Here is a 24,258-nt window from a genome sequence, read left to right on the forward strand (position 1 = left end):
GCCGCGCCCGCAATGGGCGCGCGCGACCTGACATTTTGAGGTTGTTTTGACACATACCCACGACACCGATTCGTCCGAATCCGAGCGCGCCGTGCCGTCGGCGCGTGCTGACGAAGCGCGCACCACGCAAGCGTCGGCAGGCGAAGGCGAGCGCCCGGCGCAAACCACGGATGCAGACGGCGAAGACCGTCCGCGTCGCGGCTTGCGTCGCGGACCGCGCAGCCTGATCGCGCGTCGCCGTGCTGGAAGCAAGACGAAGGGCGCCGAGGGCGCGCCGGCACAAGGTGCGCCGGTCGTCGCCGAGGCGCCGCCGGACGGCGAGGTCGTTGCTCAGGTGCACATGCCGCGCAAGGACGCGGGCGCAAAGAGCCAGGGCGGCCGCCGCAACGCCGGTGCGAAGCGCGAGGGCGCCCAGCCCGAAGCTACGCCGCGCGAAGCACAAGGCGAAGGCCGACGTGAAGGTCGTCGCGAAGGTGGCCGGGGCGAGCGTCAGCCGCGCGAAGGCGGTCAGCGGCAGAACCGTCGTGGTGCCGAGGCGCCCGCTGCTGCGGTCGAGGCCGGTCAGGACGATCTGTTTTCGTATGTCACGTCGCCCGCATTCGACGCCGACAACAGCACCACCGGTGGCGTGCGCGCGCCCATGCTGCGCCGTGGCAAGCCTGCCGCACCGAAGCGCGTGCTGGCCGCGGACGACGACGCGCCGAAGCTGCACAAGGTTCTCGCGGAAGCCGGCATGGGTTCGCGTCGCGATATGGAAGAGCTGATCGTTGCCGGCCGCGTGTCGGTCAACGGCGAACCGGCTCACATCGGTCAGCGCATCATGCCGACCGACCAGGTTCGCATCAACGGCAAGCCGGTGAAGCGCAAGCTCGCCAACAAGCCGCCGCGCGTGCTGCTGTATCACAAGCCCACTGGCGAAATCGTCAGCCATGCCGATCCGGAAGGCCGTCCGTCCGTGTTCGACAAGCTGCCGCCGATGAAAACGGCGAAGTGGCTGGCCGTGGGCCGACTCGACTTCAACACGGAAGGTCTGTTGATGCTCACCACGTCGGGCGATCTGGCGAACCGTTTCATGCACCCGCGTTATAGCGTCGAGCGTGAATACGCGGTGCGCGTGGTCGGCGAACTCGCGGAAGGCATGCGTCAGAAGCTGCTACACGGCGTCGAGCTCGAAGACGGCCCGGCAAATTTCCTGCGTATCCGCGACGGCGGCGGCGAGGGCACGAATCATTGGTATCACGTGGCACTGGCCGAAGGGCGTAACCGTGAAGTCCGCCGCATGTTCGAAGCGGCCGGCCTGATGGTGAGCCGCCTCATCCGTACGCGTCACGGCCCGATTTCGCTGCCGAAGGGTCTCAAGCGCGGTCGCTGGGAAGAGCTCGAAGACAATCAGGTGCGCGCGTTGATGGCGTCGGTTGGTCTGAAGGCGCCGTCGGAAGAGAAGGGTGGCCGTAGCGCGGCGCCCGAGCGTCGTCAGCCGGACCCGATGCAGACGTCGATGGGCTTCATCAACCGCGAACCGGTACTGATGTCGCATGGCCGTTTTGACCAGCAGCAACCGCGCGGCCAGGGCCGTCGAGGTGCAGCGGGCGGCGGATTCGGCGGCGGCGCGGGCGCGGGTTTCGGTGGCAATTACGGCAATCGCGGTACCGGACGTAGTGCCGGTGGCTTCGGTGGCGCGGCGGGCGGCGGTGCGGCGGGTCCGCGCGGTGGACGCGACGTCGACGGCAATCGCGCACCGACGGGCAACGGCAATCGCGCGGCCGGCGGCGGCAAGCGCGCAGGAGGCGCGAACGGCAGTCCGGGCAACGGCGGTGGCCGTGGTCCCGGCGGCAATCGCGGTCCTGGCGGCAACCGCTCGGGCGGCACGCCGAACGCCGGCGGCCCGAATCGCAGTGGCGGCGCTCCGCGCGGCCGCACGCGTGGTCGCTGAAATTTAACGTTCGTATTTAACGTTCGTTGATGGCCGCAGCTCTTCGATCGTTTCGCTGATCGCAAGGGCTACCGGCCAGGTCGAACTCTGACGCCGTGCGCAATCTTCAACGAATAGAACGCACAAAAGCACGGCGTCCCCGGAATTAGGGGCGGAGTTTTCTGTTTCCGCCAGTTGAATCCGAGGTTCGCAGAGTCAGTGTGCGCCTGGCGCATCTTGCAAAAGGCACCGAACGTCGCCATATCGCTCAAAGAATCCCATGAAATCAAGCGGAAATGCGCTTTGGGCGGGGTTCTGCGGTTTGCGTTTGTCCCGAAAAATGGCTACAATCGCGGAGTCGCTGGGCGTGCGGCTTTTCATGTGCGGCTCAGGTGCGACCACCGGTAATAAGATGATGGGCGTTTAGCCCATTTTTTTTTGCCGCTCAGTTTAAGTGGTTCGGCATCTCGGGTAGCACGAACGTGCGCCGGCTTGGCGCGCGGCCCGCATTGGTTGTTTGCAAACAGGCGGCAGGCTCGCTGCGCGAACATCTAAGAGGGCAAAGTGCAACTGACGGAACTGATTGAAACCACGGTCGTGGGACTCGGCTACGAGCTCGTCGATCTCGAGCGCACCGGGCGCGGCATGCTGTGTATCTATATCGACCAGCCTGCCGGCATCGCGATCGAAGACTGCGAAAAGGTCACGCGTCAGCTCCAGCACGTTCTGACGGTCGAAAATATTGATTACGAGCGGCTTGAAGTATCGTCGCCGGGTCTCGACCGACCGCTGAAGAAACTGGCGGATTTCGAACGCTTCGCGGGCAGCGAAGTGGTAATCACATTGAAAAAGCCATTGGACGGACGGAAATCGTACCGGGGCATCCTGCATGCTCCGCAAGGCGAGACGATCGGTCTGGAATTTGAAGGGAAGGAAGGCGCCGCGATGCTTGATTTCACGCTCGCGGACATGGATAAAGCACGCCTCGTTCCGAAAGTTGACTTTAGGAGCCGCAAACAATGAGTCGCGAAGTGTTGATGCTGGTGGATGCGCTGGCACGCGAGAAGAATGTCGACAAAGACGTGGTATTTGCCGCGCTTGAAGCGGCTCTCGCTTCGGCCTCCAAGAAACTCTTCGAAGAAGACGCGGACATCCGCGTCCATATCGACCGTGAAAGCGGCGAGCACGAAACGTTTCGCCGCTGGAAAGTGGTGCCGGACGAAGCCGGTTTGCAGGAACCGGATCAGGAAATCCTGCTTTTCGAAGCACGTGAACAGAAGCCCGAAATCCAGCTCGACGACTACATCGAAGAGCCGGTGCCGTCGATCGAATTCGGTCGTATCGGTGCGCAGGCCGCCAAGCAGGTCATTCTGCAGAAGGTTCGCGACGCCGAGCGCGAGCAGATCCTGAACGACTTCCTGGAGCGCGGCGAGCACATCATGACTGGCTCGGTGAAGCGTCTGGACAAGGGCAATTTCATCGTCGAAACCGGCCGTGTCGAAGCGCTGCTGCGTCGCGATCAGCTGATTCCGAAGGAAAATCTGCGCGTGGGCGACCGCGTGCGTGCCTATATCGCCAAGGTCGATCGCACCGCTCGCGGTCCGCAGATCGAACTGTCGCGTACGGCGCCTGAATTCCTGATGAAGCTGTTCGAAATGGAAGTGCCCGAAATCGAACAGGGTCTGCTGGAAATCAAGGCGGCGGCCCGCGATCCGGGCGTGCGCGCCAAGATCGGCGTGATTGCCTACGACAAGCGCATCGATCCGATCGGCACCTGCGTCGGTATTCGCGGTTCGCGAGTGCAGGCCGTGCGTAACGAGCTCGGTGGCGAAAACGTCGACATCGTGCTATGGTCGGAAGATCCCGCACAGTTTGTGATCGGCGCGCTCGCGCCGGCAGCCGTCCAGTCGATCGTCGTCGATGAAGAAAAGCATTCGATGGACGTCGTCGTAGACGAAAACGAACTGGCGGTCGCGATCGGCCGCAGCGGCCAGAACGTGCGTCTTGCCAGCGAACTCACCGGCTGGCAGATCAACATCATGACGCCGGACGAATCTGCGCAAAAGCAGAATCAGGAACGCGGTGTACTGCGTGACCTGTTCATGGCGCGTCTCGATGTCGACGAAGAAGTCGCCGACATCCTGATCGACGAAGGCTTCACCAGCCTCGAAGAGATCGCTTATGTGCCGCTCAACGAAATGCTCGAAATCGAAGCATTCGACGAAGACACCGTTCACGAACTGCGTAATCGCTCGCGCGATGCGTTGCTGACGTTGGCGATCGCGAATGAAGAAAAGGTCGAAAATGTAGCGCTCGACCTGAAGAGCCTGGACGGCATGGATGCCGACCTGCTCGCCAAGCTTGCAGAACATCAGATCCAGACGCGCGACGAACTCGCCGAGCTGGCTGTGGATGAACTGGTCGAGATGACCGGAATGGAAGAGGATGCCGCTAAGGCGTTGATCATGAAAGCACGTGAACACTGGTTCCAGTGAGAAATGACCATGGCGCACTAAATTGAACGCGGCCGTCAGGCCGCATGACCCGATGCTAACCGCAAGGAATCGGTCCTTGCATTAAGAGGAATGAATGGCGAGTAACAACGTAGCCCAATTTGCCGCGGAACTGAAAATGCCTGCAGGCGTGCTGCTTGAGCAGCTGCAGGCGGCAGGCGTCACCAAAGCGAGCGAAGACGATACCCTGTCCGAAACGGACAAGGCGCGTCTGCTCGACCACTTGCGCAAGTCTCACGGCTCGACTGATGCGGACAAGCGCAAGATCACGCTGACGAAACGGCATACGTCGGAGATCAAACAATCCGACGCGACGGGCAAAGCTCGCACCATTCAGGTCGAGGTGCGCAAGAAGCGTACTTTCGTCCGCCGCGACGAAAACGCCGGTGAAGGCGCGGAAGCATCGAATCATGTGGCCGAGGCGGATGTCGACGATCTCGAACTTCAGCGTCGTGAAGAGGAAGCTCGTCACGAAGCCGAACTGCTCGAAAAGCAGGCTCAGGAGCTGAAGGCGCGCCAGGAACAGCTGGAACGCGAAGAAGCCGAACGTCAGGCGCGCGAGCAGGCTGCTGAAGCCGAGCGCCGCCGTGCCGAGGAAGAAGCAGCGAAGAAGCGTGCGGCGGCAGCCGCCGAAGCCGCGGCTCGCGAACAGGCTCAGGCCGCGAAGGCTGCACAGCCGGCGGCCGCGAAGGCGGAACCGGTTGCGGCTAAGGCCGAACCGTCGGCCGAGCAGGACGACGAGCGCGCAGCAGCGGAACGCGCGGCACAGCGCGAAGCAGCGAAGAAAGCGGAAGACGCAGCGCGTCAGGCCGCCGAGAAAACGCGTGCCGAGCAGGAAGAAATCGCCAAGCGCCGTGCTGCAGCCGAAGCTGAAGCACGCGCAATTCGCGAAATGATGAACACGCCGCGCAAGGCGCAGGTCAAGGCGCCGGAACCGGCACCGAAGCCGGCCGAGCCTGCCAAGGCTGCGGAAGCCAAGGGCACGCTGCACAAGCCGGCACGTCCGGCGGGCGAAACGACGGCGCGTCCGGCGGCCAAGAAGCCGGCTGCGTCGGCGCCGGCTGCCACGACGGCACCGTCGGCAGGCGACAAGAAGAAGCCGGGCGCAGGCAAGGGCGGCTGGCAGGACGACGCGGCCAAGCGCCGTGGCATCAAGACGCGTGGCGACACGAGCGGCGGTGTGGATCGTGGCTGGCGCGGTGGCCCGAAGGGTCGCGGCAAGCATCAGGATCAGAACACCACGTTCCAGGCGCCGACCGAACCGATCGTGCGCGAAGTGCACGTGCCGGAAACCATCACCGTGGCCGATCTGGCGCACAAGATGGCGGTGAAGGCGTCGGAAGTCATCAAGTCGATGATGAAGCTCGGCCAGATGGTCACGATCAACCAGATGCTGGACCAGGAAACGGCGATGATTATCGTCGAGGAACTGGGACACCACGCGGTGGCGGCCAAGCTGGACGATCCGGAAGCCATGCTGGTCGAAGGCGAGATTTCCGACGCGGAAGCGTTGCCGCGTCCGCCGGTCGTCACGGTCATGGGTCACGTCGACCACGGCAAGACCTCGCTGCTCGACTACATCCGTCGCGCGAAAGTGGCTGCGGGCGAAGCGGGCGGGATTACGCAGCACATCGGCGCTTACCACGTCGAAACGCCGCGTGGCGTCATCACGTTCCTCGACACGCCGGGCCACGAAGCATTTACGGCCATGCGCGCTCGCGGTGCGAAAGCAACCGACATCGTGATTCTGGTGGTCGCAGCCGACGACGGCGTGATGCCGCAGACGAAGGAAGCGATTGCCCACGCGAAGGCTGGCGGCGTGCCGCTCGTCGTGGCAATCAACAAGATCGACAAGCCGGATGCGAATCCGGATCGCGTGAAGCAGGAACTCGTCGCGGAAGGCGTCGTACCGGAAGAATACGGTGGCGATTCGCCGTTCGTGTCGGTGTCGGCGAAGAACGGCACGGGCATCGACGATCTGCTGGAAAACGTGCTGCTTCAGGCCGAAGTGCTGGAACTGAAGGCACCGGTGGAAGCGCCGGCCAAGGGTCTGGTCATCGAAGCGAAGCTCGACAAGGGTAAGGGTCCGGTTGCAACGATCCTGGTTCAGTCGGGTACGTTGAACCGCGGCGACGTGGTGCTGGCAGGTAGCGCCTACGGTCGCGTGCGAGCCATGCTCGACGAAACCGGCAAGCCGACCAAGTCCGCGGGTCCGTCGATCCCGGTCGAAATTCAGGGTCTGTCGGAAGTGCCGCAGGCTGGCGAAGAAGTCATCGTCATGCCGGACGAGCGCAAGGCGCGCGAAGTGGCGCTGTTCCGTCAAGGCAAGTTCCGCGACGTCAAGCTGGCCAAGCAACAGGCCGCGAAGCTCGAGAACATGCTGGAACAGATGGGCGAAGGCGAAGTGCAGTACATGCCGCTCATCGTCAAGGCAGACGTGCAAGGTTCGCAGGAAGCGCTGGTGCAGTCGCTGCTCAAGCTGTCGACCGACGAAGTCCGCGTGCAGATCGTGCACGGCGCGGTCGGTGGTATCAGCGAGTCCGACGTCAACCTGGCAACGGCTTCGAAGGCGGTCATCATCGGCTTCAACACGCGTGCGGACGCTCAGGCTCGCAAGCTGGCGGAGTCGAACGGTGTCGATATTCGCTACTACAACATCATCTATGACGCAGTGGATGACGTGAAGGCCGCGATGTCGGGCATGCTGGCGCCGGAGAAACGCGAAGTCGTGACGGGTACCGTCGAAGTGCGTCAAGTGTTCAAGGTGCCGAAGATCGGCGCCGTGGCCGGCTGTATGGTTACGGACGGCTTCGTCAAGCGCTCGTCGTCGGTGCGCGTGCTGCGCAACAACGTCGTCATCTTCACGGGCGAGCTGGATTCGCTCAAGCGCTTCAAGGACGACGTCAAGGAAGTCCGTCAGGGCTTCGAGTGCGGTATGTCGATCAAGAACTTCAACGACATCGTCGAAGGCGATCAGTTCGAAGTCTTCGAAGTGACCGAAGTCGCGCGTTCGCTGTAATTACGCGGCACGGCCAAAACGGGCGGAGCGGGCTTTAACGCCCGCTCCGCCCGTTGTTTTTGGGCCTCCGTATCAACATAGAATTCACCATGCCTAAAAAACGTACTTCTCCCAATCGCAACGTGCAGATCGCCGATCAGATCCAGCGGGATTTGTCGGAACTGCTGCGCGAGATCAAGGATCCGCGAATCGGTATCGTCACGATTCAGAGCGTCGAACTGACGCCTGACTACGCGCACGCCAAGGTCTACTTCACGACGCTGACGGGCGATCCGCAGCAAACGCTCGAAGCGCTGCAACACGCGGCCGGCCATCTGCACAACCAGTTGTTCAGACGCCTGCACATTCATACCGTGCCGACGCTGCATTTCCATTACGACCAGACGATCGAGCGGGCGGTCGAGATGTCGCGTCTGATCGACGAGGCGAACGCCAATCGCGCGAAGGACGACTGAACACGGGCTTCGGCCGTGTTCCGCCTTTTGTGTTTTTCGCGCTTTCTCCGCACCCATCCGCCTTTCTGATATGACCGCACCTCAACGTCCCCGCGTGCCGCGTCGCGCGCTCGACGGCGTGCTGCTGCTCGACAAGCCGCTCGGCCTGTCGAGCAACGATGCGCTGATTCGCGCGAAGCGTCTCTATCTCGCGAAAAAAGCGGGGCACACCGGCACGCTCGATCCGCTCGCGACCGGCTTGTTGCCGCTATGTTTCGGCGAAGCGACCAAGTTTTCGCAAGACCTGCTCGAAGCCGACAAGACCTATGAGGCCACCATGCGCCTCGGCATTCGTACGACAACCGGCGACGCCGAAGGCGAGGCGATCGACACGCGCGCCGTCACGTGCGACGAAGCTGCGGTACTGGCGGCGCTGCCGGCATTTCTCGGCGACATCGTTCAGGTCCCGCCGATGTACTCGGCACTCAAGCGCGACGGCAAACCGCTGTACGAGTACGCGCGGGCCGGTCAGACGGTTGAGCGGGAAGGGCGTCAGGTGACGATTCACGCGCTCGAAATGATGGCGTGCGCGCTGCCGGACGTGACGTTCCGGGTGACGTGCAGCAAAGGCACCTATGTGCGTACGCTTGCCGAGGATATCGGTGAGGCGCTGGGTTGCGGCGCGCACCTCGTCGCGTTGCGGCGCACCGGCGTCGGCGCGCTGACGCTCGACAACTCGGTCACGCTCGACGCCTTGTCCGACGCAACCGAAAGCGAGCGCGATGCGTGGTTGCAGCCGGTCGACGCCTTGCTGTCCACGTTTCCGTCCATCCATCTGGACGACGACGCGAGCCGTCGTTTTCTGCACGGCCAGCGCCTCAAGCTTTCTGAATTGACGATCAGCGCCGACGCCGCGAACGTCCCGCGCGTGCGGGTGTACGCGGCAGACGGCCGTTTGCTCGGTGTCGCGAAGCAGGGCGAAGGCGTGCTCGCGCCGGAGCGCCTCGTTGTGACCGCCGCAAGCTAAAGGTCTCAGCCCAAGAACTGCGGCTGCAAGCAAGGCAATAAAAAAAGCGGGATCGCTCCAAGGCGATCCCGCTTTTTTTTTCATCCCGCCAGGCTACGGACGTTGCCCGCAACGCAAGCGGTGCGCGAAAACCTAGTGCGCCGCGGCGGCCGCCGCACCGGCATCGCCGCCGGCGCGTTCTGGCCGGGTGATCCAGATCAACGCGATTAGCGCGATGAAAATGCCCGCCGACACGAAGAACAGGTCGTTCACGCCTAGTTGCGCGGCCTGCTGGGTGGCCATCGTATTGAAGAGCCCGTAAGCCTGTGGCTGACTGAAACCCGCAGCGCCCATCTGCCGGATCGACTGGTCGAACACCGGGTTGTACGCGTTGGCCTGCTCCGCCAGTTGCGCATGATGCATGATGGTGCGGTGGTCCCACGCCGTCTGGAAGATCGAGGTGCCGATGCCGCCGCACATGATCCGCACGAAATTCGACAGACCCGAGGCGGCCGGAATCCGGTTGCCCGGCAAGCCGGATAGCGTGATCGACACCAGCGGAATGAAGAAGCCGGCCATGCCGATGCCTTGAATCAGCGTAGGCAGCAGCAGCGAGAACGTATCGACGCCGGTCGTGTAGCGCGAGCGCATCCAGAAGCACAATGCGAACACGAGGAACGACAGGGTGGCGATGTAGCGCGGGTCGGTGCGCGGCAGGATTTTGCCCGTGATGGGGGACAGCAGCACCGCGAACAGACCGACGGGCGCCATCACCAGTCCGGCTTCGGTGGCGGTGTAGCCGATGTCGGTTTGCAGCCACAGCGGCAGCAGCACGAGATTGCCGAAGTAGAGCCCGTAGCCGATCGACAACGCGATCGTGCCGCCCGAAAAATTACGTCGGCTGAAGAGCGAAAGATCGACCACCGGATGTTCGGCCGTCAATTCCCACACCACGAAGAACGCGAGGGCGATCACTGCCACCAGCGTCAGCACGACGATCGTGGTCGAGGAAAACCAGTCGAGATCCTTGCCTTTATCGAGCATGACCTGCAACGAGCCGACCCAGACGATCAGCAAGCCGAGACCGACGCCGTCGATGGGTGCTTTTTTGATGATCGAATCGCGATTGCGGAAGATCATCCACGTCGCACCGGCGGCGATCGCGCCGACCGGAATATTGACGTAGAAGATCCACGGCCACGAGATATTGTCCGAGATCCAGCCGCCGAGAATCGGACCGGCCACCGGGGCGATCAGCGTGGTCATGGCCCACATGGATAACGCCATGGGCGCTTTCGCGCGCGGGTAACTGGCGAGCAGCAGCGTTTGCGACAGCGGAATCATCGGACCGGCCACCGCGCCCTGCAACACGCGCGACGCGAGCAGGAACGGCAGGGTAGGCGCGAGACCGCACAGCCATGACGAGATCACGAACAGCACGATCGACGCCATGAACAGACGCACCTGACCGATGCGGTCCGTCAGCCAGCCGGTGAGCGGCACGGAGATCGCGTTGGCCACCGCGAACGAGGTGATGACCCACGTGCCCTGGTCGGACGACACGCCGAGGTCGCCGGAGATCGACGGAATCGAGACGTTCGCAATCGACGTGTCGAGCACGTTCATGAAAACGGCGAGCGACACCGCGATGGTGCCGATCACCAGTTGCGCGCCCTCGAGCGGCGGATGAGGGACTTGCGCCTGAGCCTGAGCCATTAAAGAAGCCTTGTTCGAATCATCGTGCTGCCAGAATTACTTGGCGGCGGTCTTCGTCGTGCCCGCTTGAGCCGACTTCTGCGAGCCACCGTTCGGGCCCGCGTTTTCCGAGATGATGCGAGCGATTTCGGCGTCGGCTTCGTCGCCGTACTTCGCGAACACGTCGGTCTGATAGATCGTGTTCGGCGCCTGGCCGAGCTGGCCGCCGTTGTCATCCTTGATGCTGACGTCGGCTTGCATCGACAGGCCGATACGCAGCGGATGCTGTTCGAGTTCCTTCGGATCGAGCGCGATCCGCACCGGCAGACGCTGCACCACCTTGATCCAGTTGCCGGTCGCGTTCTGCGCGGGCAGCAGCGAGAACGCCGAACCCGTGCCTGCCGAGAAGCCGACCACCTTGCCGTGGTACACCACGGACGAGCCGTACACGTCGGCGGTCAGTTCGACCGGCTGGCCGATGCGCATATGCTTCAGTTGCACTTCCTTGAAGTTGGCGTCGACCCACACGCCGCCGAGCGGCACGATCGCCATCAGCGGGGTGCCCGGCGAGACGCGCTGGCCGACCTGCACCGAGCGTTTCGCCACGTAGCCCGTGACCGGCGCCGGCAGGTTGTTACGTGCGTTGTTCAGGTAGGCGTCGCGGACTTTCGCGGCGGCCGACTGCACGTTCGGGTGATTGGCGATGGTTGTGTTCGCGGTCAGCGCGCGGTTCGAGGCCAATTGTTGCTGGGCGGCGTCCACGGAAGCCTGCGCACTCTTCACGGCGTCGCGTGCGTGGGAAATTTCTTCCGCCGACACCGCGCCGGTTTGCGCCACCGTCAGACGACGCTTCAGGTCGTCCTGGGCACGCGACAGATCGGCCTGACGCTGGGCGACTTGCGCCTGGTATTGATTGTCGTCGGCGAACAGGCCGCGCACCTGGCGCACTGTCTGCGCGAGATTCGCTTCGGCCTGTTCCAGTGCGACGCGTGCGTCGGCCGGATCGAGCACGACGAGCGGATCGCCGACCTTGACCGTCTGCGTGTCGTCCGCGTTCACAGCGACCACCGTGCCGGTGACCTGCGGCGTGATCTGCACGACGTTGCCGTTCACGTAGGCGTCGTCGGTGTCTTCGTGGAAACGCGCGACGAGGAAGTAATACAGGCCGTAGGCGATCGCGGCGATCAGGATCACGATGACGAGCAGCGTCATCATGCGCTTGCGCTTGCCGCTATTGGCCGGCTGGGTCGGCTGCGAATTGGCCGCGGGCTGTTGGGGGGTGCTCATTGATGTGCTCCGGATTCTCTTGAACGACGTCGTTTATTCGGATATTCGTGCGTGGTGTGCTGTGCTTGCGTCTGGCCCGCTCAATTCGCCGCGGCCGTCGCGGCGGTGGCCGATGCCGGTGCATCGGTCGGCACCACGAGACCAGTCTTCGTGGCGTCGAAACCGCCGCCGAGCGCCTTGATGAGACTGATCTGCATGTCGCGGCGGCGCATCTTCAGACCCGTGACCGTCTGATCGGCGGCGAGGCGGTTCTGGTCGGCGGTCAGCACCTGCAATTGCGGCGACAAACCGGCCTTGTAGCGGATCACCGCGAGCTGATAGGCCTTGGTCGACGCGTCGAGCGCGCGCTGCGCGTCGCCTTGTTGCTGATCGATCGACTTGATCGACGACACCTGCGTTGCGACATCCGAGAGCGCGTTGATCAGCGTCTGGTTGTAGTTCGCGACGTCGAGGTCGAAGTCGGCGTAACGGCCCTTCAACTGCGAGCGCAGGGCGCCGGCGTCGAAGATCGGCAGGTGAATGGCCGGGCCGAACTGGATCTGACGGCTTGCCGAGGTCAGGAAGCGGCCCCAGCCGAAGGCGTCGAAGCCGAAGCCGGCGGCGAGGTTGATGTCCGGGAAGAACTCGGCCTTGGCTTCCTTGACGTCGTGCATCGCAGCTTCGACCTGCCAGCGCGCGGCAACGATATCGGCGCGGCGCGCCACGAGGTCGGCCGGCAGATTGTCGGGCAGTGCCACGGCGCCGCCGTTGGTCAGGGTGGGCTGGGCGATCTGCAGACCGCGATCCGGACCTTTGCCGAGCAGCGCGCCCAACTGGTAACGCACCACCGTGATCTGGCCGTCGAGGTCGGTCAGGTTCGACTGGCTGGTCGCAATATTGCCGTTCGCCGTCTGACGCTCGACGTTGGTGTCCAGGCCCGCCGTCACGCGGCCGTTCGTAATGCGGCCGATGTCCTGCCGGTTGGCGATTTCGCGCGCGGCGATGTCGCGGAACGCGTAGAGCTGGGCGAGCTGGTTATACGTGCTCGCCACCGACGCGGCCAGCGTGATGCGCGCCTGCTGCATATCGGCTTCGGCCGCTTTTTCCTGCGAGACGGCCTGACCGAGCCGCTGACGGTTCTTGCCCCACAGGTCGAGATCCCACGACGCGCTCGCCAGCACGTTGTTTTCGCTATACCAGGTGCCGCCGTACGGAGGCGGGTAGAGCGCGTTGCCCGAGAACAGTTCGCGGTTCCACGAATAGCTGCCGTTCACCTTCGGGTAGAGCGCCGAGCGCGAGCTTTCGATGTACGACGACGCCTTGGCGACGCGCGCCTGAGCCTGCGCGATCGACGGACTGCCTTCCAGCGCTTCGGCGATCAGTTTGGGCAACTGCGGATCGCCGAACTGGTTGGCCCAATCCAGCGACGGCCACTGGCCGCCCTGCGACGGCAGGCTTTGCGACGACTCATACTGTGCCGGCGACGACATCTGCTTGTCGTCCTTCATGCCGAAGTAGTTCGCGCACCCCGTGAGGGCGATCGCCGCCACCGCAGCGGCGACAGCGGCCCGGCACGACAGCGCAGGCGCGGACAGGGAAAGGGATTTCATCGCTCGACTCTTTGAGTGTAATTTAATGGTGGACACTGCAAGCAATTTCTTACGATTTGCTGTCGGGATTGCTTGCTGCATCACGGGTCAGGCCCGTATGTTCGCCGGAATTGATGAGTGCTCGCCGCAGCATGCTCTTGAGAAAACCCACTTCCTCGGGCGTGAAGCCGTTCAGCAGTTTGTCCAGCACGCCGTTGAAGATGGCCGGCATTTTCGCCGCGATCGCATGACCTTCGGGCGTCAGCGCCAGCCGCACGACCCGCCGGTCTTCGTTGCTGCGCACCCGCGTGAGCAAGCCGCGTTTTTCGAGGCGATCCACGAGACGTGTGACCGCGCTTGCGTCGATGCCGTACTCACGCGCCAGTTCCGCCGCCAGCAGGCACTTGCCGCTTGCCACCATGAACAGGATGCTGCCCTGCTGGCTGGTGATGCCCAACTCGGCCATGCTGCGCTGAGTGATGAGGTTGGACATGGTCGATTTCACGCGCGAGAGCAGGTAGCCGACGCTTTCGCCCAGTTGATACTGGCTCAGGTCTGGCTCGGGGGTGGAAGACGGCTCCGTCATGATTCTCGTGCGAATGCAATGGTTGACTAGGCAGGATTATAGGCAGCGGTTGATTGACGCGGCAAGTGTTATTACAGCTTAGGCAAGGAACTTTTCCCAACCAAGGCACAATTCGAACGGAATTGCGTAGGGTTTCGGCCGCGCGACAACGGTTATTTTTCTGGTGGCCGCCGCGTGATGTTCCGACGGTCTATCAGGGAATACCAGAAAGCTTCATTCGGCCGTGCTATAATGTTGGGTTCCCAAAAGTGCGCTTTGGGCTTTGTTGGCTTCGTACACAAATGCTGCTGCTGGCGCACTCAACTGTCTCCAGGTTCCTATGACTCGCGCCCTACGCAACATCGCCATCATTGCCCACGTCGACCACGGCAAGACTACGCTCGTCGACCAACTGCTTCGCCAGACCGCCACGTTCCGCGACAACCAGCAGATTGCTGAGCGCGTGATGGACTCGAACGACATCGAAAAGGAACGTGGCATCACGATTCTTTCGAAGAACTGCGCGGTCGAATACGAAGGCACGCACATCAACATCGTCGACACCCCGGGCCACGCCGACTTCGGCGGTGAAGTGGAGCGCGTGCTGTCGATGGTCGACTCCGTGCTGCTGCTGGTCGACGCGGTCGAAGGCCCGATGCCGCAAACGCGCTTCGTGACCAAGAAAGCACTGGCCCTCGGCCTGAAGCCGATCGTCGTCATCAACAAGGTGGACCGTCCGGGCGCGCGTATCGACTGGGTGATCAACCAGACGTTCGACCTGTTCGACAAGCTGGGCGCCACCGACGAACAACTCGACTTCCCGATCGTCTACGCATCGGGCCTGAACGGTTACGCAGGCCTCACGCCGGACGTGCGCGAAGGCGACATGCGTCCGCTGTTCGAAGCCGTGCTGGAACACGTGCCGGTTCGCCCGGCCGATCCGAGCGCGCCGCTGCAACTGCAGATCACGTCGCTCGACTACTCGTCGTACGTCGGCCGTATCGGCGTGGGCCGCATCACGCGCGGCACGATCAAGCCGGGTATGTCCGTCGCCGTGCGCTCGGGCCCGGATGGCGCGATCCTCAACCGCAAGATCAACCAGGTTCTGTCGTTCAAGGGCCTCGAGCGCGTGCAGGTCGACTCGGCTGAAGCCGGTGACATCGTGCTGATCAACGGTATCGAAGAAATCGGCATTGGCGTGACCATCTGCGCACCGGAACAGCCGGAAGCGCTGCCGATGATCACCGTCGACGAACCGACCCTGACGATGAACTTCCTCGTCAACTCGTCGCCGCTGGCCGGCCGCGAAGGCAAGTTCGTCACGAGCCGTCAGATTCGTGACCGCCTGATGAAGGAACTGAACCATAACGTCGCGCTGCGCGTGAAGGAAACCGGCGACGAAACCACGTTCGAAGTGGCGGGTCGCGGTGAACTGCACCTGACCATTCTGGTGGAAAACATGCGTCGTGAAGGCTACGAGCTGGCCGTGTCGCGTCCGCGTGTGGTGATGACGGAAGTCGACGGCGTGAAGCACGAGCCGTACGAAAACCTGACGGTCGACATGGAAGACGGCCACCAGGGCGGCGTGATGGAAGAACTGGGCCGCCGCAAGGGCGAAATGCTCGACATGGCGTCGGACGGCCGTGGCCGTACGCGTCTCGAGTACCGTATTTCGGCACGTGGCCTGATCGGCTTCCAGTCGGAATTCCTCACGCTCACGCGTGGTACGGGCCTGATGAGCCACACGTTCGATTCGTATCAGCCGGTCAAGGAAGGCGCGGTGGGCGAGCGTCGCAACGGCGTGCTGATTTCGCAGGACGACGGCGCGGCCGTGGCCTACGCGCTGTGGAAGCTGCAGGATCGCGGCCGTATGTTCGTGTCGCCGGGCGAGCCGCTGTACGAAGGCATGATCATCGGCATTCACAGCCGTGACAACGACCTGGTCGTGAACCCGATCAAGGGTAAGCAGCTCACCAACGTGCGTTCGTCGGGTACCGACGAAGCCGTGCGTCTCGTGCCGCCGATCCAGATGTCGCTGGAATACGCTGTCGAATTCATCGACGACGACGAACTCGTCGAAGTCACGCCGCAATCGATCCGCCTGCGCAAGCGTTATCTGAAGGAACACGAGCGCCGCAGCGCCAGCCGTAAGGGCGCGGTGGACTAAAGTCAGCGGCGATTTATCGTCACGCTGTCAGACAAAAGCTGCCTTCGGGCAGCTTTTGTCGTTTCTGGTGTCGTGTAAAACGATGGCGAGAGCGCTTGTCCCCGTTTTCCGCAGGAGACTGTTGCGCATCCCGTAAACAGTCCGCAAGCCCGTCGCTAAAGGCTTGAGCGGCAATCCGTCTGCTATCTGCGGTATCGGTTCTGTGATATGCTCCCCGGGTGCAAAGTTTTAGGTCCTTCCAAGCAAGACTTGATTCGCGCAATCCGCTAAACGGTCAGGCCGTGTCGCGGAAGGTTCTGTAACCCGCTATTTCTCGAGAAACTCGAAGAAAGGTGAGCGTAAAAATGATGAAGCAATTCCAGTCGAACTCTTATCTGTTCGGCGGCAATGCTCCGTACGTAGAAGAAATGTACGAAGCGTATCTCGATAATCCGGCGTCAGTGCCCGAGAACTGGCGCAGCTATTTCGACGCGTTGCAGAACGTCCCTGCATCGGATGGCAGCAATGCCAACGACGTGGCCCATGGCCCGATCGTCGAATCGTTCGCACAACGGGCCAAGGCTAACGCCTTCATCCCGCGCACGGCAGCTGGCGGCGAAGATCTCGCTACCTCGCGCAAGCAGGTTTTTGTGCAATCCCTCATCGGCGCATATCGCTTCCTCGGCTCGCAATGGGCCAATCTCGATCCCCTGAAGCGCCGCGAACGTCCCGCTATTCCCGAACTCGAACCCGCGTTCTACGACTTCACCGAAGCCGACATGGACCAGGAGTTCAGCGCAACGAATCTGTATTTCGGATTCGAGCGTGCGTCGCTGCGCGAGATCGTCAAGGCATTGCGTGACACCTACTGCGGCACGATCGGCGCCGAGTACATGTACATCAGCGATCCGGAACAGAAGCGCTGGTGGAAAGAGCGGCTCGAATCGATCCGTTCCACGCCGAATTTCTCGAACGAGAAGAAAAAACACATCCTGAATCGCCTGACGGCAGCCGAAGGCCTCGAGCGCTTCCTGCACACGAAGTACGTCGGCCAGAAGCGCTTCTCGCTGGAAGGCGGCGAAAGCTTCATCGCCTCGATGGACGAAGTCGTGCGTCATGGCGGCGCCAACGGCGTTCAGGAAATCGTCATCGGCATGGCTCACCGCGGCCGTCTGAACGTGCTGGTCAACACGCTGGGCAAGATGCCGGCCGACCTCTTCGCTGAATTCGAAGGCAAGCACGTCGACGATCTGCCGGCTGGCGACGTGAAGTACCACAAGGGTTTCTCGTCGGACGTCTCGACCGAAGGCGGCCCGGTTCACCTGTCGCTCGCGTTCAATCCGTCGCACCTCGAAATCGTCAACCCGGTTGTCGAAGGCTCGGCCAAGGCCCGTATGGATCGCCGCGGCGACGACAGCGGCCTGCAGGTTCTGCCGGTTCAGATCCACGGCGACGCGGCCTTCGCGGGTCAGGGCGTCGTGATGGAAACGCTGAACCTCGCGCAAACGCGCGGTTACGGCACGCACGGCACGCTGCACATCGTCATCAACAACCAGATCGGTTTCACGACGTCGGATCCGCGCGACTCGCGCTCCACGTTGTACTGCTCGGACGTCGTCAAGATGATCGAAGCGCCGGTGCTGCACGTGAACGGTGACGATCCCGAAGCGGTCGTGCTGGCAACGCAGCTGGCTATCGACTTCCGGATGCAGTTCCACAAGGACGTCGTCGTCGACATCGTCTGCTTCCGCAAGCTGGGCCACAACGAGCAGGACACGCCGGCGGTCACGCAGCCGCTGATGTACAAGACGATCGCCAAGCACCCGGGCACGCGCGCACTGTACGCTGAAAAGCTGGTGCAGCAAGGCGTGATCACCGCGGAAGAGGGCGATGAATTCGTCAAGGCGTACCGTAAGGCGATGGACGAAGGTCACCACACGGTCGACCCGGTTCTCTCGAACTACAAGAGCAAGTACGCAGTGGACTGGGTTCCGTTCCTGAACCGCAAGTGGACCGACGCAGCCGACACGGCCGTGCCGCTCGCCGAACTGAAGCGTCTCGCCGAGCGCGTGACCACGGTTCCGGAAAACTTCAAGGTTCACCCGCTGGTGGAGCGCGTTCTCAACGACCGTCGCGCCATGGGCCGTGGCGAAGCGAAGCTCGACTGGGGCATGGGCGAACACCTGGCGTTTGCGTCGCTGGTCGCATCGGGCTATGCAGTGCGCCTGACCGGTCAGGACTCGGGCCGCGGCACGTTCACGCACCGTCACGCGGTGCTGCACGACCAGAACCGCGAACGCTGGAACGACGGCACGTACGTGCCGCTGCAGAACATCGCCGAAGGTCAGGCGAAGTTCACGGTGATCGACTCGGTGCTGTCGGAAGAAGCCGTGCTGGGCTTCGAATACGGTTACTCGACGGCTGAGCCGAACACGTTTGTCGCGTGGGAAGCGCAGTTCGGCGACTTCGTGAACGGCGCGCAAGTCGTGATCGACCAGTTCATCTCGTCGGGCGAAGTGAAGTGGGGCCGCGTCTCGGGCCTGACCATGTTGCTGCCGCACGGCTACGAAGGTCAGGGTCCGGAGCACTCGTCGGCGCGTATCGAACGTTTCCTGCAACTGTGCGCAGACCACAACATGCAGGTCGTTCAGCCGACCACGCCGGCGCAGATTTTCCACCTGTTGCGCCGTCAGATGATCCGCCTGTTCCGCAAGCCGCTGATCGTCGCGACGCCGAAGTCGCTGCTGCGTCACAAGGAAGCCGTATCGGATCTGTCGGAACTGGCCAAGGGCTCGTTCCAGCCGGTGATCGGCGAAGTCGACGAAGCGATCGACGCGAAGAAGGTCAAGCGCGTGGTCGTGTGTTCGGGCCGTGTCTACTACGACCTGCTCGCACATCGTCGCGAATCGAAGTCGAACGACGTCGCAATCGTCCGTATCGAACAGCTCTATCCGTTCGCGCACAAGCAGTTCGAAGCGGAAATGAAGAAGTACGACAACGCGACCGAAGTGGTGTGGGTGCAGGACGAGCCGCAGAATCAGGGCCCGTGGTTCTACATCGAGCATCACCTGAAGGAAGGCATGAAGGAAGGACAGAAGCTGGCATACAGCGGCCGTCCGGCTTCGGCCTCGCCGGCAGTCGGCTACTACGCGAAGCACTACGAGCAGCAGAAGGCGCTGGTCGAAGGCGCGTTCGGCCGTCTCAAGAGCTCGTCGATCGCTAAATAAGCAAAACAGACGAACCGGGAAAGCGCAATGCGCTTTCCCGTGCCGCATCCGGTGACCATCAGAAGGTCATTCGTGGCAGTCATGGTTCGCAGGCGGTCGTTGGGTCGATAGATCGCGCGCCGTCACCCGATACGTATTCAGGATATTCATAATGGCTATTGTTGAAGTCAAGGTTCCCCAGCTCTCCGAGTCGGTCTCGGAAGCCACGATGCTGCAGTGGAAGAAGAAGCCCGGCGAGGCTGTTGCCCAGGACGAAATTCTCATCGAAATCGAGACCGACAAGGTCGTGCTCGAAGTGCCGGCGCCCTCCGCTGGCGTGCTCGCACAAGTGATCTCGAACGACGGCGACACCGTCGTCGCCGATCAGGTGATCGCCAAGATCGACACCGAAGGCAAGGCAGGCGCTGCTGCTGTCGAAGCAGAAGTGAAGCCGGCTCCGGAAGCCGCTCCGGCTCCCGCCGCCGCTCCTGCAGCGCAAGCCGCATCCGCAACGGGTGCGAACACCTCGGCTTCGCCGGCTGCCGGCAAGCTGATGGCTGAAAAGGGTCTGTCGTCGGGCGACGTCGCCGGCACGGGCCGCGACGGCCGTATCACGAAGGGCGACGTGCTGACCGCCGGCGCCCCGGCTGCGAAGGCCGCGCCGGCACCGGCTCCGGCCGCTGCGCCGAAGGCTGCCAAGCCGTCGCTGCCGGACGTGAAGGCTCCGGCCTCCGCCGACGCATGGCTGAAGGACCGTCCGGAACAACGCGTGCCGATGTCGCGTCTGCGTGCGCGTATCGCCGAGCGTCTGCTCGAGTCGCAGCAAACCAACGCCATCCTCACCACGTTCAACGAAGTGAACATGGCGCCGGTGATGGACCTGCGCAACAAGTACAAAGACAAGTTCGAAAAGGAACATGGCGTGAAGCTGGGCTTCATGTCGTTCTTCGTGAAGGCGGCCGTTCACGCGCTGAAGAAGTTCCCGCTGGTGAACGCGTCGATCGACGGTAACGACATCGTCTATCACGGCTACTTCGACATCGGTATCGCTGTCGGTTCGCCGCGTGGCCTGGTGGTGCCGATCCTGCGCAACGCCGATCAGCTGAGCCTCGCCGAAATCGAGAAAAAGATTGCCGAGTTCGGCCAGAAGGCCAAGGACGGCAAGCTGTCGATCGAAGAAATGACCGGCGGCACGTTCTCGATCTCGAACGGTGGTGTGTTCGGTTCGATGCTGTCCACGCCGATCATCAACCCGCCGCAATCCGCGATTCTCGGCGTGCACGCCACCAAGGAACGCGCTGTGGTCGAGAACGGCCAGATCGTGATCCGTCCGATGAACTACCTCGCGCTGTCGTACGACCACCGCATCATCGACGGCCGTGAAGCCGTGCTGTCGTTGGTCGCCATGAAGGACGCGCTGGAAGATCCGGCACGTCTGCTGCTCGACCTGTAATTCCGGTCCGGCCGGCGCCGGCTTGCCATTGCGCAAACCGGCGCCATATGAGTACCAGACAGGTATCAGGCAGGTATCGCGTCTATCGCATTCCGCAGTACAGGAGCGGCGCGCCCACGAAACGTGGCCGCGCGCCGTTCCGCCATCCAAAGGATTGTCATGTCCAAAGAATTTGACGTCGTCGTGATTGGCGCAGGCCCCGGCGGTTACATCGCCGCAATTCGCGCAGCGCAGCTCGGCAAGACCGTCGCATGTATCGAAAAATGGAAGAACCCGGCCGGCGCGCTGAAGCTCGGCGGCACGTGCCTGAACGTGGGTTGCATTCCGTCGAAGGCGCTGCTCGCGTCGTCGGAAGAATTTGAAAACGCCTCGCATCACCTCTCGGACCACGGCATTTCCGTGGAAAACGTGCAGGTCGATATTTCGAAGATGATGGCCCGTAAAGAAGGCATCGTCGAGAAGATGACCAAGGGCATCGAATTCCTGTTCCGCAAGAACAAGATCACGTGGCTCAAGGGTCACGGCAAGTTCACCGGCAAGACGGACGCCGGCGTGCAGATCGAAGTCAGCGGCGAAGGCGAAACCGAAACGGTCACGGCGAAGAACGTGATCATCGCCACGGGTTCGAAGGCACGTCATCTGCCGAACATTCCGGTCGACAACAAGATCGTCGCCGACAACGAAGGCGCGCTGAGCTTCGATTCCACGCCGAAGAAACTCGCCGTGATCGGCGCGGGCGTGATCGGTCTGGAACTGGGTTCGGTGTGGCGCCGTCTGGGTGCGGACGTGACCGTGCTCGAAGCGCTGCCGGAATTCCTGGGTGCAGCCGACCAGGCACTCGCCAAGGAAGCCGCCAAGCAGTTCAAGAAGCAGGGTCTGGACATTCACGTCGGCGTGAAGGTCGGCGAAGTGAAGGCCACCGAGAAAAACGTCACGATCAACTACACGGATAAGGACGGCAACGCGCAAACGCTCGAAGCCGACCGTCTGATCGTGTCGATCGGCCGCGTGCCGAACACCGACAACCTCGGCCTCGAAGCCATCGGTCTGAAGGCCAACGAGCGCGGCTTCATCGACGTGGACGACCACTGCGCGACGGCCGTGCCGAACGTGTACGCGATCGGCGACGTGGTGCGTGGCCCGATGCTCGCGCACAAGGCAGAAGACGAAGGCGTGCTGGTTGCCGAAATCATCGACGGCCAGAAGCCGCACATCGACTACAACTGCGTTCCGTGGGTGATCTACACCGAACCGGAAATCGCGTGGGTCGGCAAGACGGAACAGCAGCTGAAGGCCGAAGGCCGCGAGATCAAGACGGGCCAGTTCCCGATGATGGCCAACGGCCGCGCACTCGGCATCAACAAGGCGGAAGGTTTCGTCAAGATGATCGCCGACGCGAAGACCGACGAAATCCTCGGCGTGCACATCATTGCCGCGGACGCATCGGACCTGATCGCGGAAGCCGTGGTGGCGATGGAATTCAAGGCGGCGTCGGAAGACATCGGCCGGATTTGCCATCCGCACCCGTCGCTGTCGGAAGTCATGCGCGAAGCCGCGCTGGCCGTCGACAAGCGCGCGCTGAACATGTAATCACGCGCACGCCTGACTGACAGACAGTACTCTGGTATCACCACGAAGGCGGGCGGGTTCATTCCCTCCCGCCTTTCTTTTTGCAGCAACACAATGAACGTCACCGAATACTACGAAAAAGAACTGCAGACGCGCGGCTATCAGTCCGACCCGGCGCAACGCGCGGCGGTCGACCGTCTGCAGCGGTGTTATGAAGAGTGGGTCGAGTACAAGGCGCGCCGCTCGAATGCGTTCAAGAAGCTGATCAACCGTCCCGATCCGCCGCGTGGCGTGTACATGTGGGGCGGCGTCGGGCGCGGCAAGAGCTTCCTGATGGACAGCTTCTATATGATCGTGCCGGTGCAGCGCAAAACGCGTCTGCATTTCCACGAGTTCATGCGCGAAGTGCATCGCGAACTGGAAGAACTCAAGGGCACGGCCGATCCGCTCGACGAACTCGCGCGCCGCATCGCCAGGCGTTATCGCCTCATCTGTTTCGACGAATTCCACGTCTCGGACATCGCCGACGCGATGATCCTTTACCGTCTGCTCGACAAGCTCTTCGAGAACGGCGTGCAGTTCGTGATGACGTCCAATTACGATCCCGACACGCTCTATCCGGACGGCCTGCACCGCGATCGCATGTTGCCCGCCATCGAGCTCATCAAGGAGAAGCTCGACGTGATCAACGTCGACGCGGGCGTCGACTACCGGCAGCGTACGCTGGCCCAGGTCGAGGTCTATCACTCGCCGTTGGGCGCCGCCGCCGACAAGGCGTTGCGCGACGCGTTCTCGCGTCTTGCCGCGGTCCCCGACGAGAGTCCGATCCTGCATATCGAGAAGCGCGAACTGAAGGCGCTGCGCAAGGCCGACGGCGTCGTCTGGTTCGATTTCGCGACGCTGTGCGGCGGTCCGCGCTCGCAGAACGACTACCTCGAACTGGCGAGCCGTTTTCACGCCGTGGTGCTGTCGGGCGTGCCGCAGATGTCGGCGCGTATGGCCTCGGAAGCGCGCCGCTTCACGTGGCTCATCGACGTGTTCTACGACCACAAGGTGAAGCTGCTGATGTCCGCGGCCGTGCCGCCCGACCAGCTTTACGTCGACGGTCCGATGGCCAACGAATTCACCCGCACGGTGTCGCGTATCGTCGAAATGCAGTCGAAGGAATATCTCGACACACCGCGCCGCATCGTGGATACCTCGCTGACCTGAGCGCGACCTGCGCCTGAGCTGAGCCGACCCCGGCCAGGTGTTCTGCGATAGGCCACTGCCCGCAGGGCGGTAGTGCGCAGTCCGCCGGCGCATTTTCAAGATTCGGACTGGTCTTATATTCCCTCCGTGGACGACTGGATATCTTCTTTGTCATCGTTTTGACAAAGGAGTAACCATGAACCCGTATCGCGACATCAACGACGAAGAATGGCAGCGCATCGCGCCGCTGCTTCCGGAACTGCGTCCGCGTTCCGAACTGCGCGGCCGTCCGCTTGCCAACACGCGCTCCGTGCTCAACGGCGTGCTGTGGGTCATGTACAGCGGCGCCACCTGGTCGGCCATGCCGCGCAGGTATCCCTCGTATCAAACCTGTCATCGCCGCTTCAAGGCGTGGTATGAGTCCGGCGTGCTCAAACGCGTGATGGATCAACTGTTCGGCGCGGCGAGCGAAGAACTGTGCAGCCTGATGGAAGCACGCATGCGCGCGCACGTGGCCGTCGAGAAAAAAGAAAAGAAAGCGGGGAAGCCGCTTGCGCCCGCGATCCAGACGCCGGCCAGCATGCCGCTTCCGTCGTCGTCATTCATCTTCGGATCGTCGCCGTTCAAACACGCTGCATGACGGGTCTGTCCGGTCTGCACGACACAATGAAAACGGCCGAACCATTCACAGGGT

Annotated in this window: 15 protein-coding genes and 1 pseudogene; 12 read left to right on the top strand and 4 right to left on the bottom strand. The window is 62.5% G+C overall.

The window, feature by feature from the left end; translation table 11 throughout:
* Positions 1–46 precede the first annotated feature (46 nt).
* The 6 genes from rluB (at position 47) to truB (ending at position 8,905) form a co-directional block, all read left to right on the top strand.
* Positions 47–1,933 (top strand): 23S rRNA pseudouridine(2605) synthase RluB, encoded by a 1,887-nt coding sequence (rluB, locus tag P3T18_RS18020; protein WP_429301320.1) that lies wholly within the window; start codon positions 47–49, stop codon positions 1,931–1,933.
* A gap of 543 nt (positions 1,934–2,476) precedes the next feature.
* Positions 2,477–2,935, top strand: coding sequence for a ribosome maturation factor RimP (gene rimP, locus P3T18_RS18025; RefSeq protein WP_007182297.1), 459 nt, complete (start codon positions 2,477–2,479; stop codon positions 2,933–2,935).
* Complete coding sequence (gene nusA, locus P3T18_RS18030) at positions 2,932–4,407, top strand: transcription termination factor NusA (RefSeq protein ID WP_429301321.1); 1,476 nt, start codon at positions 2,932–2,934, stop codon at positions 4,405–4,407. The genes rimP and nusA overlap by 4 nt, the downstream gene beginning before the upstream one ends.
* 94 nt (positions 4,408–4,501) lie before the next feature.
* Positions 4,502–7,444 carry a translation initiation factor IF-2 gene (infB, locus tag P3T18_RS18035; protein ID WP_429301322.1) on the top strand — a complete coding sequence of 981 codons (2,943 nt, stop codon included), beginning with the start codon at positions 4,502–4,504 and terminating at the stop codon, positions 7,442–7,444.
* An 89-nt stretch (positions 7,445–7,533) separates the two neighbouring features.
* Complete coding sequence (gene rbfA, locus P3T18_RS18040; RefSeq protein WP_429301323.1) at positions 7,534–7,899, top strand: 30S ribosome-binding factor RbfA; 366 nt, start codon at positions 7,534–7,536, stop codon at positions 7,897–7,899.
* 70 nt (positions 7,900–7,969) lie between these two features.
* Positions 7,970–8,905 (top strand): tRNA pseudouridine(55) synthase TruB, encoded by a 936-nt coding sequence (gene truB / locus P3T18_RS18045; RefSeq protein ID WP_429301324.1) that lies wholly within the window; start codon positions 7,970–7,972, stop codon positions 8,903–8,905.
* Between the two features lie 132 nt (positions 8,906–9,037).
* Here truB and P3T18_RS18050 read toward each other — a convergent pair.
* The 4 genes and pseudogenes from P3T18_RS18050 to P3T18_RS18065 all read right to left on the bottom strand — a co-directional run.
* Positions 9,038–10,630: pseudogene (locus tag P3T18_RS18050) on the bottom strand (DHA2 family efflux MFS transporter permease subunit); the annotation flags it as partial.
* Between the two features lie 6 nt (positions 10,631–10,636).
* Entirely contained in the window at positions 10,637–11,866 is a 1,230-nt protein-coding gene (locus P3T18_RS18055; protein ID WP_429301325.1) for an EmrA/EmrK family multidrug efflux transporter periplasmic adaptor subunit, read from the bottom strand.
* A gap of 80 nt (positions 11,867–11,946) precedes the next feature.
* Positions 11,947–13,455: an efflux transporter outer membrane subunit gene (locus P3T18_RS18060; RefSeq protein WP_429301326.1), complete on the bottom strand. Its 1,509-nt coding sequence runs from the start codon at positions 13,453–13,455 to the stop codon at positions 11,947–11,949.
* Between the two features lie 49 nt (positions 13,456–13,504).
* The gene (locus P3T18_RS18065; RefSeq protein ID WP_429301327.1) at positions 13,505–14,020 is read right to left on the bottom strand and encodes a MarR family winged helix-turn-helix transcriptional regulator; all 516 of its coding nucleotides are present in this window, start codon (positions 14,018–14,020) and stop codon (positions 13,505–13,507) included.
* Between the two features lie 319 nt (positions 14,021–14,339).
* Between P3T18_RS18065 and typA the strand changes: the two genes are divergently transcribed.
* The 6 genes from typA to P3T18_RS18095 all read left to right on the top strand — a co-directional run bounded on the left by typA (position 14,340) and on the right by P3T18_RS18095 (position 24,204).
* On the top strand, positions 14,340–16,166 hold the full coding sequence (gene typA / locus P3T18_RS18070) for a translational GTPase TypA (protein WP_134456385.1): 1,827 nt from the start codon (positions 14,340–14,342) through the stop codon (positions 16,164–16,166).
* 344 nt (positions 16,167–16,510) lie between these two features.
* The gene (locus tag P3T18_RS18075; protein ID WP_429301328.1) at positions 16,511–19,372 is read left to right on the top strand and encodes a 2-oxoglutarate dehydrogenase E1 component; all 2,862 of its coding nucleotides are present in this window, start codon (positions 16,511–16,513) and stop codon (positions 19,370–19,372) included.
* A 151-nt stretch (positions 19,373–19,523) separates the two neighbouring features.
* Entirely contained in the window at positions 19,524–20,804 is a 1,281-nt protein-coding gene (gene odhB / locus P3T18_RS18080; protein WP_429301329.1) for a 2-oxoglutarate dehydrogenase complex dihydrolipoyllysine-residue succinyltransferase, read from the top strand.
* A 159-nt stretch (positions 20,805–20,963) separates the two neighbouring features.
* Positions 20,964–22,394, top strand: coding sequence for a dihydrolipoyl dehydrogenase (lpdA, locus tag P3T18_RS18085; RefSeq protein WP_429301330.1), 1,431 nt, complete (start codon positions 20,964–20,966; stop codon positions 22,392–22,394).
* 93 nt (positions 22,395–22,487) lie between these two features.
* Positions 22,488–23,585: a cell division protein ZapE gene (gene zapE, locus P3T18_RS18090; RefSeq protein ID WP_429301331.1), complete on the top strand. Its 1,098-nt coding sequence runs from the start codon at positions 22,488–22,490 to the stop codon at positions 23,583–23,585.
* Positions 23,586–23,760: 175 nt separating this feature from the next.
* Positions 23,761–24,204, top strand: coding sequence for a transposase (locus P3T18_RS18095; protein WP_429301332.1), 444 nt, complete (start codon positions 23,761–23,763; stop codon positions 24,202–24,204).
* Positions 24,205–24,258 lie beyond the last annotated feature (54 nt).

The organism is Paraburkholderia sp. GAS199 (assembly GCF_050436585.1).
Classification (GTDB): domain Bacteria; phylum Pseudomonadota; class Gammaproteobacteria; order Burkholderiales; family Burkholderiaceae; genus Paraburkholderia.

Coding starts and splice junctions, on each gene's coding strand:
- nusA (WP_429301321.1), top strand. CDS start 2,932: ATGAGTCGCGAAGTGTTGATGCTGGTGGATGCGCTGGCACGCGAGAAG.
- infB (WP_429301322.1), top strand. CDS start 4,502: ATGGCGAGTAACAACGTAGCCCAATTTGCCGCGGAACTGAAAATGCCT.
- rbfA (WP_429301323.1), top strand. CDS start 7,534: ATGCCTAAAAAACGTACTTCTCCCAATCGCAACGTGCAGATCGCCGAT.
- truB (WP_429301324.1), top strand. CDS start 7,970: ATGACCGCACCTCAACGTCCCCGCGTGCCGCGTCGCGCGCTCGACGGC.
- P3T18_RS18055 (WP_429301325.1), bottom strand. CDS start 11,866: ATGAGCACCCCCCAACAGCCCGCGGCCAATTCGCAGCCGACCCAGCCG.
- P3T18_RS18060 (WP_429301326.1), bottom strand. CDS start 13,455: ATGAAATCCCTTTCCCTGTCCGCGCCTGCGCTGTCGTGCCGGGCCGCT.
- P3T18_RS18065 (WP_429301327.1), bottom strand. CDS start 14,020: ATGACGGAGCCGTCTTCCACCCCCGAGCCAGACCTGAGCCAGTATCAA.
- typA (WP_134456385.1), top strand. CDS start 14,340: ATGACTCGCGCCCTACGCAACATCGCCATCATTGCCCACGTCGACCAC.
- P3T18_RS18075 (WP_429301328.1), top strand. CDS start 16,511: ATGATGAAGCAATTCCAGTCGAACTCTTATCTGTTCGGCGGCAATGCT.
- odhB (WP_429301329.1), top strand. CDS start 19,524: ATGGCTATTGTTGAAGTCAAGGTTCCCCAGCTCTCCGAGTCGGTCTCG.
- lpdA (WP_429301330.1), top strand. CDS start 20,964: ATGTCCAAAGAATTTGACGTCGTCGTGATTGGCGCAGGCCCCGGCGGT.
- zapE (WP_429301331.1), top strand. CDS start 22,488: ATGAACGTCACCGAATACTACGAAAAAGAACTGCAGACGCGCGGCTAT.
- P3T18_RS18095 (WP_429301332.1), top strand. CDS start 23,761: ATGAACCCGTATCGCGACATCAACGACGAAGAATGGCAGCGCATCGCG.